Source organism: Methylovorus sp. MM2 (assembly GCF_001648895.1).
Classification (GTDB): Bacteria; Pseudomonadota; Gammaproteobacteria; order Burkholderiales; family Methylophilaceae; genus MM1.
Window position 1 is genome coordinate 142,527 of sequence record NZ_LXUF01000016.1, and the last position, 17,196, is coordinate 159,722.

Consider the following 17,196-nt stretch of genomic DNA (forward strand, 5'->3'; position numbering starts at 1 on the left):
CAGTATTTACTTTGTTTACAGAAGTTCAAAGTACGCCTCACGCGCTGCACATTTATAACGTTTCAAAGTGAGGTACTCGAAATGACTGAAAATGAAATCATGTCCGATATCAAGGATGCCAACCTGAGCTACTTGATGCTTGCTCAACAAATGATCCGTGCTGATAAAGCTTCAGCAATCTTCCGTTTAGGTCTCAGCAAAGATATTGCTGATCTACTAGAACACCTAAGCAATGCTCAACTTCTTAAATTAAGCAGCTCCAACATGATGCTTGCAAGATTCCGCTTTGAAGATAGCGCTATCTTGGGAATGTTGACTAGCTATACAAAAGAACGTTCTCTTGCAAATGCTCACGCCGCTATTTTGATGGCAGGGCAATCTGCAGCTGTTGCTTAATTAAGCAACGCTACTAAACGTAAGGATTGGGGAAACATCATGGATAAAAAGAGTGTAGTAAACGAAGCCGAACAGATTCAATTGGCTATACAGTTGATCAACCTGGGTTCGCGACTGCAATTGCTGGAATCGCAAACTAATTTATCTCGTGAGCGTTTGATCAAACTTTACAAAGAGCTGAAAGGTGTTTCGCCACCAAAAGGTATGTTGCCATTCTCTACAGACTGGTTCTTGACTTGGCAACCTAATATCCATTCCTCGATCTTTCTTAATATCTACAAGTTCCTGCTTGAAAATGCGGAAGTAAAAGGTATTGTGGCGATCATGAAAGCTTACAAGCTTTACCTGCAACAAGTTGAGGCAGAGCCTGAAGATGAACATGTGTTGTCGCTGACACGCGCATGGACACTAGTCCGTTTTGTTGAAAGCAAAATGTTGAAAATGCATGCGTGTAAATGTTGCGGCGGTCAGTTCGTTGTGAATGCCTATGATCTGAACAGTGATTATTACTGCAACCTTTGCCATGTGCCTTCGCGTGCAGGTAAAACTAAAAAGGCAAAAGAGCTCTCTTATGTTGCGTTGGAAATGACGGCATAATGCACTAATGATTCACACTAAAAGCGATCCCTTGTATCAGGCTCTGTAAAAATAGAGTCGAGCAAGGGATTTTTGTTTTCTGGAAGATTGATTTGAAATATCCGATCATTGTATTACTGCAGTTCATTCAGAAAAAACGTATCGCACCATCATTGGTTGCATTATTTATTCAATGCCTATCTCTGGCGCTTGTATTTATTCTTGCTAAAGCGCTTGATCTAGCCTTTGGTTTTAGATTCTCCATTACCGAGATTGTGCTATTGCAGGCCATATTATCTGCAGGCATGTCTTATTTATTGCAAATGGCGGTGTGGTGGAGATATATACATTTTATTTTTCCATTCTCTGTTTTTCTTCTCTCTTTTTGGGCCATTCCAAATAGTGTTTATCTATGGGGATTTTTGATCAGCGCTGGTCTTTTTTGGAGCACATTTCGTACGCAAGTACCGTTTTATCCATCACGCCCCATCGTCTGGCGCGAAGTGGATAAGCTGCTGCCAAAAAGCCAAGTGATTGATATGGTGGATATCGGAAGCGGTATTGGCGATTTATTGATGCATCTTGCTGCCTCAAGACCTGAAAGCCGATTCCTCGGCATAGAAATTGCACCATTGCCTTGGCTTGTAAGCAAGGTGCGTGGCTGGTTAAGACATTCTCCTGCAATTTTTAAATTGGGAGATTACGAGTCATTGGATTTCAGCAAATTTGATGTTGTATTTGCTTATTTATCTCCCGCAGCCATGCCTAAATTATGGGAAAAAGCGAGTAAAGAAATGCGTAAAGAAACGCTCTTAATCAGTTATGAGTTTGATATTGCTGGAATAACACCTAGTTTCGAGATAAAAACGAATGAAAGGGCACCCATGATTTATGTCTGGAAGCTATAGCATTACAGCGATTAAGGGTTTATATTTATTCTCAGCAAGACCTTTAGTTTTACCTAATATTGCCGATGAATATGCTAAATAAAATATAAACAGAAAATATGCGTTTATTTCAACGATTGAATTTTTATTTAGTTGATATTATCGGCTCCATATCCAATAAATCCGGAAATTAAAAATTTCTAATAACTCGGAGCTTATCAAGTGCTAGTCATTGTCGGGTATGTCATTGTTGTAGGCAGTGTGTTTGGTGGATTTGCATTGGCTGGGGGCCATCTTGCAGCATTATTTCAACCACTAGAGTTATTAATGATTGGTGGTGGGGCTTTAGGTGCATTTTTCGTCGGGAATGACGGAAAATCAATCAAGGCTACACTTAAATCTCTCCCTTCATTGCTTAAGGGGTCCAAATACAACAAACAGCGCTACATGGATTTACTCGCGCTACTCTTTGAGATTCTAAGTAAAGTACGTAAAGACGGCCTGATGTCGATCGAGGATGAGGTAGAGAATCCCGAGAACAGTGCCATTTTTAGCAAATATCCCGAAATACTCGCCGATCACCACTTGATCGAATTCATTACCGATTATCTGCGTTTGATGATCTCAGGCAGCATGGATGCCTTCCAGATTGAAAATCTGATGGATAATGAAATCGATACGCATCACCACGAAGGCCTTATCCCCGCACACTGTATTGCGAAAATAGGCGATGGTTTGCCTGCCTTTGGTATCGTCGCAGCTGTGATGGGTGTTGTCCACACGATGGAATCTGTTGGTATTCCTCCTTCTGAATTAGGTATGTTGATTGCTCACGCCTTGGTTGGTACTTTTCTTGGGATTCTTCTTGCATATGGCTTTGTAGGTCCGCTTTCAGGTCTGCTTGAGCAAAAGCTGGATGAGTCTACCAAAATGTTCCAAACAGTAAAGACGACCATTTTGGCCAGTTTGAATGGCTATGCCCCAGCTATTGCTGTGGAGTTTGGGCGTAAGGTGCTTTACTCAACTGAGCGTCCTGGATTTAGTGAATTGGAAGACCATGTCAAACAAGCTAAATCAAGATAAATCCGGTAATTCATTAGGCGAGGGCAACAATGGCTGATGATTCCGGCAGGCCGATAATTGTAAAACGCATCAAAAAGGTTGCGGGCGGCCACCATGGCGGTGCTTGGAAGATCGCATATGCTGACTTCGTCACGGCGATGATGGCATTCTTCTTATTGATGTGGTTGCTTGGGTCTACCGCAAAAGGGGATCTTGAAGGTATCTCAGAGTATTTTAAAACCCCATTGAAAGTGGCGATGCAAGGTGGCTCTGGTGCTGGCGCGAGTGACTCTGTACTTAAAGGCGGTGGTCTTGATATCACCAAGACGCAAGGCCAGACACGTCAGGTCACTTTGCCTGAAGGCAAGAAGAAACCCGACATCAAAACTGCGCAAGAAGCCGTTGAAAAGGCTGAGGCAGAGCGCTTAAGAGCGCTGAAAAAGCGCATTCAAGAGGCCATCGAGGCTAGCCCCACATTAACTAAATTCAAGAATCAATTGTTACTCGATATTACGACTGAAGGCTTACGTATTCAAATCGTAGATGAGCAAAATCGCCCGATGTTCGCATCATCAAAGGCCGAATTGCAGCCGTATGCCAAACAGATATTGCATGAGATTGGCCAAATGTTGAATGGGGTGCCGAATAAGATCAGCTTATCCGGTCATACGGATGCTGTGCCCTACCCGACAGGTGATAAGGGTTACAGTAACTGGGAGCTTTCCTCTGACCGTGCAAATGCCTCAAGACGCGAACTGATCTCCGGTGGTATGGAGGAAGAGAAACTGTTGCGCGTGGTCGGCCTTGCTTCCGCCGTTTTATTTGATAAAGAGAGCCCGACAAACCCTGTCAATCGGCGGATCAGTATCATTATTATGAATAAGAAAACTGAAGAAGATGTGATCAAGGACGATGCATCTCTTGATGTTTCAGCTAATGAGGCTCTGCCAGATATTGAATCAACGGTGAATGCGCGATGAAAGTAGTTGTTGGCCTCAATCTTGCCTTACATTCAGCAGATTCGATTTTTGCGTGGATGGAGATGTCATGGCGCTAAGCACACTACCAATGGATGAATTGCGCAGACTTTTGCAAGGACTCGCCAAAAATGGCAAACAGCATCTTGTTGAGGTTGAAGCTGATCTTGTCCAAACTACATTGTTGCTGACGGAGGCTATAGAAAAGCTTGGTTCAAGCTTTATGGCGATTCATGGTGCAGTCGTAGCGCAGCAAAATGAGCTCGACCTGATGCTGGCTTCAAAAAGACTATCCGAGATTGAGTCAGAGAAAGTCCTAAAGTATCGTCAAAAAATAGCCGAAGAAGTAGATGCGGCGGTGACTGGCCTGCAATTTCAGGATATGACAAGTCAACTGATTGCGCGTACTGTTAAGCGCGTAGTAGGGCTTAGAGATTTACTGGCCGCCTTGGAAGCTTATGGCGATGTGATGAATACGGATGGTAATCATGAGGATGTTGCCAAGCTGCTTGAGGCAATGAATAAGAGTTTAAGTACTAAAAGTGGAGAATTGGCCGGTGGCCTAAGGCAAGCAGTGCAACAGCAGGATATGCATAGTGGTGATATTGAGCTATTTTAAAAAATATAAGCAATAAAATCTTAAGGGGCCAAAAGCCCTAATTATTAAAAAGAGCAGGATGGAAAAATGGCAAAAACAATTCTAGCTGTAGATGACTCTGGATCACTGAGACAGATGGTGGCTTTTAGTCTCAATGCCGCGGGTTATCAGGTAATTGAGGCTGTGGATGGACAGGATGGATTGAATAAGGCTAAAGACCAGATTGTTGACCTTGTGCTTACCGACCAGAACATGCCGAATATGGATGGCCTGACACTGATTAAGAGTCTTCGTGCGCTGGATACTTATAAAACTGTTCCTATTTTGATGTTAACAACTGAGTCCAGTGATGAAATGAAAGCGCAGGGTCGAGCTGCCGGGGCTACTGGCTGGCTGGTTAAGCCTTTTGATCCTAAGAGATTGATCGATGTAGTAAAAAAAGTAATTGGTTGAGTGCAGGGAATTATAAGAATAGCTGTGAATAACATGATGGATATAACGTTATCTACTCAGCTGATAAAAGTAATGGAGGAGTGCCATGACAATTGATATGAGTCAATTCTACGAAGTTTTCTTCGATGAATCTGACGAACTGCTGGCCGAGGCTGAGCGCCTGTTGATGGCGTTGGACATAGAAAATCCTGATCCTGAAGACCTGAATGCGATTTTTCGTGCTGCCCATTCTATAAAGGGCGGTGCGGCTACCTTTGGCATGACTGACATGACTGAAATCACGCATGTCCTTGAGAACTTGCTAGATAAGATCCGTAAGAATGAGATGGCATTGACCATGGAACATGTCGATGCTTTTCTTGAAGCAAAAGACATTATCAAGATGCAGGTCGATGGTCACCGTTCTGGTGGAAAAGTAGACGAGGACGTTGTTTCTGAGATGAAGGCAAAGCTTCAACTTCTCTCGGAAAAGGGGACTAGTCCCGCTGTTGCTGCACCTGTTGTAGCGAAAGCAGCCCCAATTGTTGCGGCACCTGCCCCTGTAGCAGAAGTTATGCAACCTGCTGTAGCAATCCCTGAAGGCAGCAAGAAGTTTGTTATCGTACTGCCGGAATTATCTGAAAAAGATGTGAGCAATCTGGCCGACGAGCTTAGTTTGTTGGGCGATGTGACGCGTGTGAATGACGCAGAGAATAAAGTCTCACTGACTCTGATTACCGAAGAGGGTGCCGATGATATCGTGGCCATCTGTTCTTTTGTGCTTGATCCTGATGACCTGATCATCACCGAACAAACGGTAGATCAAGCTGTAGCGAAAGCATCTACAAATGTAGATGACGATGATGGTTTTGGGTTTTTCGAGCCTGTTGCTATAGCTCCCGTCGCTGCCGAGACTCAAGATGAGGGCTTCGGATTCTTCGAGCCTCTCGAAAATAAAGCGGCGATTGCGGATGTTGTCCCGAGTGATAGCACAACAGAAGCAAAACCTGCTGCCACACAGGTAGAGGCGAGCGTTGAAAAGTCAGCAGCACCTAAACGTGAAGCACCTAAACCAGTGGCGAGTGCTGAAACGACTTCGATTCGTGTCGGTATTGAAAAAGTGGATCAATTAATCAACCTAGTGGGTGAGTTGGTCATTACGCAGGCGATGATCGAACAAAGAATCGGTGCTGTTGACCATGTGCTGGATGAGCGTTTGTTGAATAGTGTCAATCAACTCACCCGGAATACGCGCGACCTGCAAGAGGCCGTAATGTCTATCCGTATGATGCCGATGGATTATGTCTTCTCACGTTTCCCACGCATGGTGCGTGATCTGGCGACCAAGCTTGGCAAGAAAATCGAATTTGTCACGGATGGCGCATCAACGGAGCTAGATAAAGGGTTGATCGAGCGTATCGTTGACCCATTGACGCACCTAGTACGTAACAGTATTGACCATGGTATTGAAAAGCCTGATGTTCGTCTTGCTGCTGGTAAAAGTGAAGCCGGGCGTTTGGCATTATCTGCAAACCATCAAGGCGGTAATATCATCATTGAGGTCAGTGATGATGGTGGTGGGCTGAATCGTGAACGCATCCTGAACAAAGCTAAAAGTTCCGGCTTGCCTGTGACAGATACCATGCCCGATGCTGAGGTATGGCAACTGATCTTTGCTCCTGGCTTCTCTACCGCTGAAGCAGTGACAGATGTTTCGGGTCGCGGTGTTGGTATGGATGTTGTGAAGCGGAATATCACCGCCATGGGTGGCTCTGTTGATATCAGGTCTGCTGAGGGGTTTGGTACTACCATCAGAATCGCGCTACCGTTAACGCTGGCTATTCTCGATGGCATGTCGATTAGTGTCGGCTCAGAGGTCTACATCCTGCCATTAAGTTACGTGATCGAATCTTTGCAGCCTGAAAGTGCCGATATTAAGGAAATCTCAGGTCAAGGCAGCGTCGTCAAGGTGCGGGATGATTATGTGCCTATTATCCCATTGCACCAGATGTTCAATATCGAACCTAAATACACAGATCCTTCAAAAGGTATTCTCGTCGTATTGCAGGTTGAAGACCGAAAAGCTGCATTGTTTGTAGATGGTCTAGTTGGGCAGCAACAGGTAGTAGTGAAGAATCTCGAATCCAATTATCGCAAAGTCGCAGGAGTCTCCGGCGCCACCATCCTTGGAGATGGCAGTGTGTCGTTAATTCTTGACGTTTCCAACCTCTTACGTTCCAGTCGTCAGTTACATGCTGATACTGCAACACATTGAAATTGAAAGGGTATTTTTATGCTAGAGGCAACTAAAGAGCAGTCGTCTGATAACCAGTTGCAATCCATGAGCGCGCGCGATAGCAATGAGTTTCTCGCATTTACTTTAGGGAATGAAGAGTACGGTATCGAGATTCTGAAAGTACAGGAAATCCGCGGTTACGAAAGTGTTACGCGTATTGCCAACTCTCCAGATTATATTAAAGGTGTGATCAATCTGCGCGGCATCATCATTCCGATTGTCGATATGCGCATTCGTTTTAACCTTGGCAACCCGACTTATGATGACTTTACGGTTGTCATCATTCTGAATATCAATGGCCGTGTGATGGGAATGGTGGTAGATAGCGTTTCAGATGTGACAACACTTGCACCGAGCCAGATCAAGCCAGCACCTGAAATGGGGTCGGTATTGAATGCAGCCTATCTTATTGGATTAGGAACCCTAGATGACAGAATGCTGATTCTGATCGATATTGATAAGTTGATGTCGAGCTCGGAGATCGGATTGATAGAGCAGTTAACGAGTTAAAAATAAAAAGCACCAATACCAATAAATATGTGATGTCGCTGGGCTGATAACGCCAGACAAATCGCAAAATATACTTAAATTGAGGATGATATGAAGATACTTAACCCACTGATCAACTTTATGTACAACCAAAAAATCACTCGCAGATTAGTGATTGGTTTCGGTGTGGTCATCGCACTGACTGTGTTGATGGGAGTGGTCAGCATCTCACTATTGCATGCGAGTAGTAAAAGAACCGATACCATCGTGAAAGATGAGTTCGAGAAACAGCTGCTTGTCGCAAAGTGGCATCACTTGGCTGAGGTAAATGCTGTGAATAATACAGCCTACTTCAATAATAGGGATGCAAGATACGAAGACTTCTACCGTAACGAGATATCTGCAGTAACAGCCAAGATCAACGACGTTGAGAAACAATTAGAAGCGATAACGCAAGGTGATGAATATAAGCCTTTTCTGGAAGATATTGCAGCTAAGCGTGTTGCCTATAGAAAGTCACGAGAGACGGCTTTTAGCATAAAGGATGCGACGCTTGCCGACAAAGTTTCACCGGAATTGGTGGCTCAGAATGAGAGAATCTTAGGAGAGGTTCTGGAGAAAGAGCTTAACCCTAAAAAACTGGCATATCTTGATGCTATCCAGAAACTTAATGATACCGTGTATGAAAGAATGCAAGTCACTGCCGCGGATGACTCAAAAGCAACGCATGGTGGTGTACGCACCATGATCATTATTTTGGTTATCTCAGTATTGCTTGGCCTTGTATTTGCCCGTGTTATCAATGTTTCGATTATTGAACCTATCAATTATGCAATCCGCGTGGTTAGCCGTGTTGAGCGTGGTGATCTTGCTAAACGTAGTAATGACCTGATCGATATGATCGATTCTAATGCTCAGGATGAACCAGGGCGTTTGTTGGTTGGTATCCGTAATATGACAGAGGAGCTACGTCAACTGGTGGGCGAGGTGCGTATTAGTAGCGATGCGATGTTGGTTGCAACGAGCGAGATTGCCAGTGGTAACTCTGATTTGTCTTCACGTACTGAATCCCAAGCCTCAAGCCTTGAAGAGACAGCAAGCTCTATGGAGGAGTTAACCTCGACAGTTCGTCAGAATGCCGACAATGCACGTCAGGCGAATCAGTTGGTCATCAGTGCTTCTGAATCTGCGGTCAAAGGCGGTGACGTTGTGAGTCAGGTGGTTGATACCATGGGCTCAATTAAAGATAGCTCCCGCAAGATCGTCGATATCATTGGTGTGATTGATGGTATTGCGTTCCAAACCAATATTCTTGCCTTGAATGCTGCTGTCGAGGCAGCACGTGCGGGTGAGCAAGGCCGTGGTTTCGCTGTTGTAGCATCAGAAGTGCGTAACCTCGCACAACGTTCTGCTGCGGCTGCTAAAGAGATTAAAGGCCTGATTGGTGATTCAGTCGAGAAGGTTGAGTTGGGTAACCGATTGGTAGATGAGGCTGGCGCCACGATGCATGACATCGTGACTTCGGTTAAACGTGTTGCCGATATCATGGGTGAGATCACCTCTGCAAGTCAAGAGCAAAGCTCTGGCATCGAACAAGTGAATCTAGCGGTTGTGCAGATGGATGAAATGACGCAACAAAACGCTGCGTTAGTAGAACAAGCCGCTGCTGCTGCTGAAAGCCTAGAAGATCAAGCACATAAGCTTTCTGCGACTGTCAGTGTGTTTAAAATGAGCTAATAGTTTTTCAGGAAATTACAACGATATTTCAGGAGTGGGCTATATCAGGTAGGTGTTATACAAGATTAAGTTAAGCAGGCCGGATTAAAGTTTGCAATGTTATTACCAATGCGGCAATAGACCACATGGTAAATCTGAGGAGATATCAACATGCGCTTGAATATGCCAGTAACGAATGTCGAGTATGTATTAGAACCAGGTGACTCCATTGTTTCCATGACTGATTTACAAGGCAATATCAGTTATGTGAATCAGGAATTCATCATAGCAAGTGGATTCAGTGTCGAGGAGTTGATCGGTGCCCCACAGAATATCGTGCGACATCCTGAGATGCCTGTGGAAGCTTTTGCTGACATGTGGCGAACCTTGAAGTTAGGTTTGCCATGGACAGGGATGGTGAAAAACCGGCGCAAGAATGGCGATTATTATTGGGTGTTGGCAAATGCAACCCCCATTAGAGAACAAGGTGCGGTGATCGGTTACATGTCTGTGAGGACGAAACCCACCGCCAAACAGATTACAGATGCAACAGGGATTTATGCCAAGTTGCGCGAAAGCAAGCACCATGGATTAGAGCTCCGCCATGGAGAAGTACTAAAAACTGATATTTTTTCTAAAATAGCTAGGGTATTTAATATGACTTTGAAAACACGAATTACGGCTTCTACTCTGGTGGTTGTGCTAGCTATGCTGATCACGGTAGCTGCTTCCGTATATCAGTTTGGTACGATATATGTGCTGGTGAGCGCGGCGATTGCTGTCGCTGTTGCTATTGCGTTGTCGGTATCTCTTGGTAAAACTGTCATTGAGCCATTGAAAGAAGCCACGACTATCGCCAATGCGATTGCAAGCGGTGATCTTTCCAGCAAAGTCAGCAATGCAAAAAATGATGAGACAGGCCAGTTGCTTCGTGCCTTGAACCAGATGAACGTGAATCTGGTTTCAATCGTCTCTGATGTGCGTAGCAATGTAGATCGCATCAATGTCGGTGTGAGTGAGATCGCCAATGGGAATAGTGATCTTTCTGCGCGCACCGAGTCGCAAGCCAGCTCCTTGCAGGAAACAGCAAGCTCTATGGAAGAACTTGCATCTACCGTTAAGCAGAATGCGGATAATGCACGTCAGGCTAATCAACTTGTGATCTCGGCCTCAAGTGTTGCCTCTAAGGGGGGTACGGTCATCAATGAAGTGATGACCAAGATGGATTCGATCAGTGAGTCTGCCAAAAAGATCGCCGATATTATTGGTGTGATTGATGGCATTGCATTCCAAACCAACATTCTTGCCTTGAACGCAGCAGTTGAGGCTGCACGGGCAGGTGAGCAAGGTCGTGGTTTTGCTGTTGTGGCTTCTGAAGTGCGCAATCTTGCACATCGATCAGCGGCAGCGGCAAAAGAGATCAAAGGCTTGATTACAGACTCTGTAGAGCGTGTCGAGGCTGGTGTGAGTCTAGTGGACCAAGCCGGTAAGACCATGAGTGAGATCGTTGCGTCTGTAAACGGTGTAACCGATATTATGGGCGAGATATCCGCCGCTTCTAGTGAACAAAGTTCTGGCATTGATCAAGTTAATCGGGCTGTGGCCGAAATGGATGAAGTCACTCAGCGCAATGCCGCACTTGTTGAACAAGCCGCTGCTGCTGCTGAAGCGCTCAAAGAAGATGCTGAGCATCTCGAGCAAGCTGTCAGTGTATTCAAGATTGCTGGCGCACCAGCAATGAAATCCGCTCCAACACCAAAGGCTGCACCGACAGAAGCTCGAGCAACAGCTTCTCCTAAACTCAATACAGTGACAAGCCCTGCTAAGCCGGCACTTAAGAAACCGGTAGCTTCGCCAAAACCAACAGCAAAACAATTACCAAGTGCGCCGTCGAGCTCACAAAAGGTAATGAACACGGATATCTCTGGGGACGACTGGGAAGAGTTTTAAACGTTAATCTGTAAATGGCATCTATGAAGATGCCTTTATAGCGAGATGTTTAATGTGCGCCAAATCAGTAAGTTTTTAGAGAATGCTTGGATAGTATGAGTGCTGGCGGCAATAAAGAGTTTGAGTTCAATAAACACGATTTTTCTCGTGTGCAGAAGATCATCTATCAGGCAGCAGGTATTGCCTTAGCGGATACAAAGCATGAGATGGTCTACAGCAGGCTTGCGCGCAGGTTGCGTGCAACCGGTATTGCCAGTTTTCAAGCGTATCTCGATTATCTGGAGTCATCTAAAGACGAGACAGAGTGGGAGGCATTCACGAATGCATTAACCACGAACCTGACTTCATTTTTTAGAGAGTCTCATCACTTTCCTATTTTGGCTGAACATGTGAAAAAGGCTAAAGCGCCGATTTCCATATGGTGTTCGGCCAGCTCTACCGGTGAAGAGCCTTATACGATCGCCATGACGGTATGTGAGGCTTTCGGCACATTAACTCCCCCCGTTGAGATCATTGCAACCGACATAGATACCAATGTGCTTGCTACTGCAGCTAGCGGAGTCTATCCATTCGATCGTGTCGAGAAATTATCTCCTGAACGACTAAAAAAATTCTTTTTAAAAGGCAGTGGCGCGAATGATGGCATGGTGCGCGTCCGCGATGAACTTCGCAAGCTGATCACTTTCAAGCCATTGAATCTGCTTAGTAATGGCTGGCCAGTCAGTGGACCTTTTGACGTGATCTTTTGTCGAAATGTGATGATCTATTTCGATAAGCCAACGCAATCGGTCATTTTGAAAAAATTCGCTCCGTTGATGAAGCCGGATGGCCTTTTGTTTGCAGGACATTCAGAGAATTTCTTGTATGTGACCGATGCATTCAAGCTACGCGGAAAAACGGTGTATGAGTTGAATTTCGAGGGTGCCGCAGGTTTGAAACGTGTACCCATTAATAAAGATGGGAAGAAATAGCCATGGCTACCTCCATCGAAGAACAATTCGCTACCAATCTTTATTTCGATAAGACATTCAATTGCGAAGCGGCCAAGATATTGCCTGGCGAGTATTACACTACGGATAAAGATATGGTGATTGTCACGGTACTTGGCTCCTGTGTCTCGGCTTGTATTCGTGACAAGATATCCGGCATTGGCGGCATGAATCATTTTATGTTGCCAGATGGTGGAGTCGACCCTGATAGCGTGGTTTCAGAATCCATGCGTTATGGTACTTATGCCATGGAAATCTTGATCAACCAATTACTCAAAGGCGGCGCACGGCGTGAGAACCTTGAAGCCAAGATATTTGGCGGCGGTAATGTATTGCAAGGTTTTACTGCGATTAACGTAGGTGAAAAAAATGCACAATTCGTGCGTAAATACCTTAAAAACGAAAATATACGGGTCATGGGTGAAGATTTGAATGATGTTTACCCGCGCAAAGTGTATTTTTTCCCAAAAACGGGTAGGGTACTGGTTAAAAAACTCAAACAGATGAATAACTACACCGTTGTGCAGCGTGAAAAGAGTTACGCAGACAAATTGCAGACCAATACGGTGGCTGGTGATGTTGAGTTATTTTAAATACTGTGATGTCATAAACAAGAAAAAATAAGAAAGATCACGCAATGACAATCAAGGTTTTAATTGTTGATGACTCAGCCTTAATCAGAAGTCTTCTGACCGAAATCATCAGGGAACAGCCCGATATGGAAGTGGTCGGTGCCGCGCCCGATCCTATCATTGCACGGGAAATGATCAAGCAGACTAATCCTGATGTATTGACGCTGGATGTTGAAATGCCGCGTATGGATGGTTTGGATTTTCTCGAGCGGCTGATGCGCTTGCGTCCTATGCCTGTCGTCATGGTATCGACGCTGACAGAACGAGGGTCTGAGATCACCATGAAAGCCTTGGAATTAGGCGCTGTCGATTTCTTGGCCAAACCCAAACTCGCCATTGCCGAAGGTATGCGTGAGTATAGCGAGCTCATTGCTTACAAAATCCGCACAGCTTCACAAGCAAAAATATGGGCACGGACACTCCCTAGCAAGACAGCAGATGCAAGCCCGAACATATTGCCAGCGGTGGGTAATAATCTTATTAGTAGTGAGAAGTTGATTATTGTTGGCGCATCGACTGGCGGTACTGAGGCAATTAAGGCGTTCCTAGTACAAATGCCATCAGATTGCCCCGGCATTTTAATCACCCAGCATATGCCGGCAGGTTTTACGCAATCGTTTGCTAAACGGCTCGACTCTTTATGCAAGATATCCGTCAATGAAGCACACGGGGGAGAGCGTATTCTTCCAGGGCATGCCTATATCGCGCCTGGTGGAGATTCACATCTATTACTCAATCGTAGTGGCGCAAATTATGTCACCAAACTTGAGCAGAGCGAACCTGTGAATCGACACAGGCCATCAGTCGATGTATTGTTTGAGTCGGCTGCTACTTATGGCGGCAAGAACTGTGTCGGTGTTATCTTGACCGGTATGGGCAAGGACGGTGCAGCGGGAATGCTTAAGATGAAGCAGGCCGGTGCCTATAATTTTGCACAGGATGAAGCAAGCTGTGTGGTATTTGGTATGCCACGCGAGGCAATTGCAGCAGGTGGGGTCGATGATGTTGGCCCGATACAAGAGCTGCCGGGAAGAGTGCTACGGCATCTGGCCGAACATGGCACTAGATCTCTTCGTGTTTAATGTTATGTTGTATGTGAGCCATAGCGTTTGCTAAAAGTTTTTGATATTGCTAGATGGCTGAACTACTAGATAGATTAAGTATGTAAGCTATCATTGATTCAAATGACGCAGTAATTTAAGATAAATTGATATTTGAGATGGAGTAATAGATGGCAAGTCCTGATACTAAATTTTTAGTGGTTGATGATTTCTCCACTATGCGCAGGATTGTAAGAAATCTGCTGAAAGAGTTGGGTTATTCCAATGTCGATGAAGCTGAAGATGGCGTGATGGCATTGAGTAAGCTTCGCGCGGGCAGCTTCGATTTTGTGATCTCAGACTGGAATATGCCGAATATGGATGGCCTCACCATGTTGCAGACCATTCGTGCTGACCCGGTGTTATCCGCATTGCCCGTATTGATGGTGACTGCAGAAGCGAAAAAAGAAAACATTATCGCAGCGGCGCAAGCAGGCGCGAACGGCTATGTGGTCAAACCATTTACTGCAGCCACCTTAGACGAGAAATTATCGAAGATATTTGAAAAGCTGGGAAAAGCAGGCGCCTGATATGAGTGATGAATCCATGCAGTCTGCTGTGGCAAGCGAGGCATCATCCAGCCAGATTCCGCAAGAAGAAGTACTTGCGCGTATCGGTCACTTAACGAGAAATCTACACGATAGCCTGCGTGAACTGGGTTTTGATAAATTGCTTGAAACCGCGGCTAATGATATTCCCGATGCTCGTGATCGCTTGATGTATGTGGCCAGAATGACAGAACAAGCGGCGGATCGTGTGCTGAATGCGACTGACATTGCAAACCCGCTGCAAGATAAAATCGCTGAAGGCGCGATGGACCTGCATCAGCAATGGCAAGAGGTGCTGGCTGTTCCTTCATTAAAAAGTGAATATGACCGCGTAGCGAATCAAACCTTGTTATATCTCGATCAATCCATACAGAACACGGATTTAACCAAGCAGCAACTGATGGATATTATGATGGCGCAGGACTTTCAGGATCTGACAGGCCAAGTTATCAAAAAAGTCACGGAAATTGCGCAAGATATAGAAAAACAACTCGTTCAGGTGCTAGTGGATTTTAGCCCTGCCACTACTAAAAAAGAAGACAAGAATAGTGGCCTGATGAATGGCCCGCAAATAGCGCCGGAAAAAACTGTGGATGTTGTTGCAAGCCAAGAGCAGGTAGATGACCTTCTGGATAGTTTAGGGTTCTAGCCAGATATCAATAGCACAAGAGTCTAATAAATAAAAAAGCCATTATCAGATACTGATAATGGCTTTTTTATTGTAACCATTTGTCGTTTACATGTATCAAAATGTTTCATTTTATCAAATACCTACAGTATTTTATACTGATGCCGATAAGAGTATTGAAGATGCCGATTAATGTGTTTCTATTCTCTTATTACATTCCATTTTAGGGTAAAAAAATAAAATGTCATTCAACAGCATGACAATAACGTCTAAGTTCGTTATTGCGTTTGGTTTTCTCTGTCTTATGGTTTTAGTAGTCTCTATCGTTGCCTTAAGTTCACTTAGTTCTTCTAATCATGATTTCTCTGAATATCTGCAAGGTGTCGATGCGCGAGCAGATATCGTGACGAAAGTCCGAACTGCAGTCGATAGACGTGCGATCGCTGCACGTAATCTCGTTCTGGTATCAGACGCTTCCGATCTGGAAGCGGAACATGCTGAAGTGCTGTCTGCACACCATGATGTGCAGACAAACTTGGCTAAGTTGAACGAAATGATGGCCGCAGCTAAAGATGAGTCAGAAGAGGCACGTGCTCTTGTTGAACGCATCAACAATGTAGAGAAGTCTTATGGTCTAGTTGCTTTGGATATCGTTAATCTGGCATTAGAAAAGCGCCATGCTGAGGCAATTGCTAAGATGAATGAGAGTTGCAGGCCATTGCTAGCTGCGCTTGTAAAGGCAACGGACGAATTCTCAATCTATACACATCAACGCTCACTTGATCTCACTCAGAATATGGCAGATAAATATGAGCACTCAAGAAATCTACTTATCCTAGCGTGCCTTATTGCTTTTGCAAGCGCTGGCGTAGCAGGATTTGTGATTACGACTAGTTTGAATAAAGCCTTAGGTGCTGAGCCGAGTGTACTTAATGAAGCAGCCAAAAAGGTAGCAAGTGGAGATCTGAGTGTCATCTCGCATACACACATGTCAGGCAATGGGGGCGTGTTCTCTTCATTGAATGATATGCAAAAAAGCCTTGCAGGAATTGTGATGCAGGTGCGAAGCGCCGCTAGTTTGATTGCGACAAGTTCCTCTCAGATCGCTGCTGCGAATATGGATCTTAGTCAGAGGACCGAGGAACAGGCAAGCAATCTGCAACAGACTGCCGCTTCGATGGAAGAGTTAACCTCGACAGTTAAAAATAATGCCGAGACTGCACAGCAAGTGAATATTCTTGCCAACGCGGCAAGCGAGGCCGCTAAGAATGGTGGTACTGCTGTCGCGCAAGTGGTAGCAACCATGGATGATATCGCTGCATCATCCAAGAAGATCTCTGACATCATCGGTGTTATCGATGGGATCGCGTTCCAAACCAATATCCTCGCTCTTAATGCTGCAGTTGAGGCTGCACGTGCTGGAGAACAAGGGCGAGGTTTTGCAGTAGTCGCGACAGAGGTCAGGTCACTTGCTCAGCGCTCTGCCAATGCCGCCAAAGAGATCAAGACTTTGATTACTGAAAGTGTGGGAAAAGTAAAAAATGGTACATCGCAAGTGAATCAGGCGGGGATGAAAATGACCGATATCGTTTCGCAAATCCAACGGGTAAGTGATCTGGTTCATGAGATATCGAATGCGACAGATGAGCAGACAAGAGGGATATCTCTAATCAATGATGCGATTACCAACCTTGATCAAATGACGCAGCAAAATGCTGCACTAGTCGAAGAAAGTGCAGCTTCTGCTGAAAGTCTAATGCAACAAGCGCATAGTTTAGGTCAAGTAGTTGGGCTGTTTAAAACAGATGAAGAACCACGTAATCTGATCTCGATAGCTGCTTAAGTGAACTATGAGTAATATTATTTTAGAAAAGAAGTTTGAGTACCCCGGTTACAACAAGTAATCCGATAAGAAAGATA

17 protein-coding genes are annotated in these 17,196 nt (G+C 44.9%); all 17 read left to right on the forward strand.

Features of this window, described 5'->3' with window-relative positions; translation table 11 throughout:
- The first annotated feature begins 81 nt into the window (after positions 1–81).
- Entirely contained in the window at positions 82–396 is a 315-nt protein-coding gene (gene flhD, locus A7981_RS11270; protein ID WP_067268231.1) for a flagellar transcriptional regulator FlhD, read from the forward strand.
- A 39-nt stretch (positions 397–435) separates the two neighbouring features.
- Positions 436–993, forward strand: a complete 558-nt coding sequence (flhC, locus tag A7981_RS11275) for a flagellar transcriptional regulator FlhC (protein WP_067268234.1) — start codon at positions 436–438, stop codon at positions 991–993.
- A 92-nt stretch (positions 994–1,085) separates the two neighbouring features.
- Positions 1,086–1,880, forward strand: coding sequence for a class I SAM-dependent methyltransferase (locus tag A7981_RS11280; RefSeq protein ID WP_254258565.1), 795 nt, complete (start codon positions 1,086–1,088; stop codon positions 1,878–1,880).
- Between the two features lie 201 nt (positions 1,881–2,081).
- Positions 2,082–2,942 (forward strand): flagellar motor stator protein MotA, encoded by an 861-nt coding sequence (gene motA / locus A7981_RS11285; RefSeq protein ID WP_067268236.1) that lies wholly within the window; start codon positions 2,082–2,084, stop codon positions 2,940–2,942.
- Positions 2,943–2,971: 29 nt separating this feature from the next.
- Positions 2,972–3,901 carry a flagellar motor protein MotB gene (gene motB / locus A7981_RS11290; RefSeq protein ID WP_067268238.1) on the forward strand — a complete coding sequence of 310 codons (930 nt, stop codon included), beginning with the start codon at positions 2,972–2,974 and terminating at the stop codon, positions 3,899–3,901.
- Positions 3,902–3,968: 67 nt separating this feature from the next.
- Positions 3,969–4,517, forward strand: coding sequence for a chemotaxis protein (locus A7981_RS11295; RefSeq protein ID WP_067268240.1), 549 nt, complete (start codon positions 3,969–3,971; stop codon positions 4,515–4,517).
- Positions 4,518–4,583: 66 nt separating this feature from the next.
- Complete coding sequence (locus tag A7981_RS11300) at positions 4,584–4,949, forward strand: response regulator (RefSeq protein WP_067268242.1); 366 nt, start codon at positions 4,584–4,586, stop codon at positions 4,947–4,949.
- 85 nt (positions 4,950–5,034) lie between these two features.
- Positions 5,035–7,203 (forward strand): chemotaxis protein CheA, encoded by a 2,169-nt coding sequence (gene cheA, locus A7981_RS11305; protein ID WP_067268245.1) that lies wholly within the window; start codon positions 5,035–5,037, stop codon positions 7,201–7,203.
- Between the two features lie 66 nt (positions 7,204–7,269).
- A complete protein-coding gene (locus tag A7981_RS11310) occupies positions 7,270–7,734 on the forward strand; it encodes a chemotaxis protein CheW (RefSeq protein ID WP_067268362.1) in 465 nt (154 codons plus the stop codon).
- Positions 7,735–7,824: 90 nt separating this feature from the next.
- On the forward strand, positions 7,825–9,450 hold the full coding sequence (locus tag A7981_RS12385; protein ID WP_217234103.1) for a methyl-accepting chemotaxis protein: 1,626 nt from the start codon (positions 7,825–7,827) through the stop codon (positions 9,448–9,450).
- 150 nt (positions 9,451–9,600) lie between these two features.
- Positions 9,601–11,379, forward strand: a complete 1,779-nt coding sequence (locus A7981_RS12310) for a PAS domain-containing methyl-accepting chemotaxis protein (RefSeq protein WP_067268247.1) — start codon at positions 9,601–9,603, stop codon at positions 11,377–11,379.
- Positions 11,380–11,474: 95 nt separating this feature from the next.
- On the forward strand, positions 11,475–12,350 hold the full coding sequence (locus A7981_RS11325; RefSeq protein ID WP_067268249.1) for a CheR family methyltransferase: 876 nt from the start codon (positions 11,475–11,477) through the stop codon (positions 12,348–12,350).
- A gap of 2 nt (positions 12,351–12,352) precedes the next feature.
- Positions 12,353–12,961: a chemoreceptor glutamine deamidase CheD gene (cheD, locus tag A7981_RS11330; RefSeq protein ID WP_067268252.1), complete on the forward strand. Its 609-nt coding sequence runs from the start codon at positions 12,353–12,355 to the stop codon at positions 12,959–12,961.
- A gap of 44 nt (positions 12,962–13,005) precedes the next feature.
- Positions 13,006–14,082, forward strand: a complete 1,077-nt coding sequence (locus A7981_RS11335) for a chemotaxis response regulator protein-glutamate methylesterase (RefSeq protein WP_067268254.1) — start codon at positions 13,006–13,008, stop codon at positions 14,080–14,082.
- Between the two features lie 149 nt (positions 14,083–14,231).
- Complete coding sequence (gene cheY / locus A7981_RS11340) at positions 14,232–14,630, forward strand: chemotaxis response regulator CheY (RefSeq protein ID WP_067268256.1); 399 nt, start codon at positions 14,232–14,234, stop codon at positions 14,628–14,630.
- 1 nt (position 14,631) lies between these two features.
- A complete protein-coding gene (gene cheZ / locus A7981_RS11345; protein WP_067268258.1) occupies positions 14,632–15,297 on the forward strand; it encodes a protein phosphatase CheZ in 666 nt (221 codons plus the stop codon).
- 235 nt (positions 15,298–15,532) lie between these two features.
- The gene (locus A7981_RS12390; protein ID WP_067268366.1) at positions 15,533–17,119 is read left to right on the forward strand and encodes a methyl-accepting chemotaxis protein; all 1,587 of its coding nucleotides are present in this window, start codon (positions 15,533–15,535) and stop codon (positions 17,117–17,119) included.
- Positions 17,120–17,196 lie beyond the last annotated feature (77 nt).

Bases quoted from the DNA above. Each gene is read 5' to 3' on its own strand.
- cheZ (WP_067268258.1), top strand. From the start codon at position 14,632: ATGAGTGATGAATCCATGCAGTCTGCTGTGGCAAGCGAGGCATCATCC.
- flhD (WP_067268231.1), top strand. From the start codon at position 82: ATGACTGAAAATGAAATCATGTCCGATATCAAGGATGCCAACCTGAGC.
- A7981_RS11325 (WP_067268249.1), top strand. From the start codon at position 11,475: ATGAGTGCTGGCGGCAATAAAGAGTTTGAGTTCAATAAACACGATTTT.
- cheA (WP_067268245.1), top strand. From the start codon at position 5,035: ATGACAATTGATATGAGTCAATTCTACGAAGTTTTCTTCGATGAATCT.
- A7981_RS11335 (WP_067268254.1), top strand. From the start codon at position 13,006: ATGACAATCAAGGTTTTAATTGTTGATGACTCAGCCTTAATCAGAAGT.
- A7981_RS12310 (WP_067268247.1), top strand. From the start codon at position 9,601: ATGCGCTTGAATATGCCAGTAACGAATGTCGAGTATGTATTAGAACCA.
- A7981_RS12390 (WP_067268366.1), top strand. From the start codon at position 15,533: ATGACAATAACGTCTAAGTTCGTTATTGCGTTTGGTTTTCTCTGTCTT.
- A7981_RS12385 (WP_217234103.1), top strand. From the start codon at position 7,825: ATGAAGATACTTAACCCACTGATCAACTTTATGTACAACCAAAAAATC.
- cheY (WP_067268256.1), top strand. From the start codon at position 14,232: ATGGCAAGTCCTGATACTAAATTTTTAGTGGTTGATGATTTCTCCACT.
- motB (WP_067268238.1), top strand. From the start codon at position 2,972: ATGGCTGATGATTCCGGCAGGCCGATAATTGTAAAACGCATCAAAAAG.
- cheD (WP_067268252.1), top strand. From the start codon at position 12,353: ATGGCTACCTCCATCGAAGAACAATTCGCTACCAATCTTTATTTCGAT.
- A7981_RS11295 (WP_067268240.1), top strand. From the start codon at position 3,969: ATGGCGCTAAGCACACTACCAATGGATGAATTGCGCAGACTTTTGCAA.
- A7981_RS11310 (WP_067268362.1), top strand. From the start codon at position 7,270: ATGAGCGCGCGCGATAGCAATGAGTTTCTCGCATTTACTTTAGGGAAT.
- A7981_RS11300 (WP_067268242.1), top strand. From the start codon at position 4,584: ATGGCAAAAACAATTCTAGCTGTAGATGACTCTGGATCACTGAGACAG.
- flhC (WP_067268234.1), top strand. From the start codon at position 436: ATGGATAAAAAGAGTGTAGTAAACGAAGCCGAACAGATTCAATTGGCT.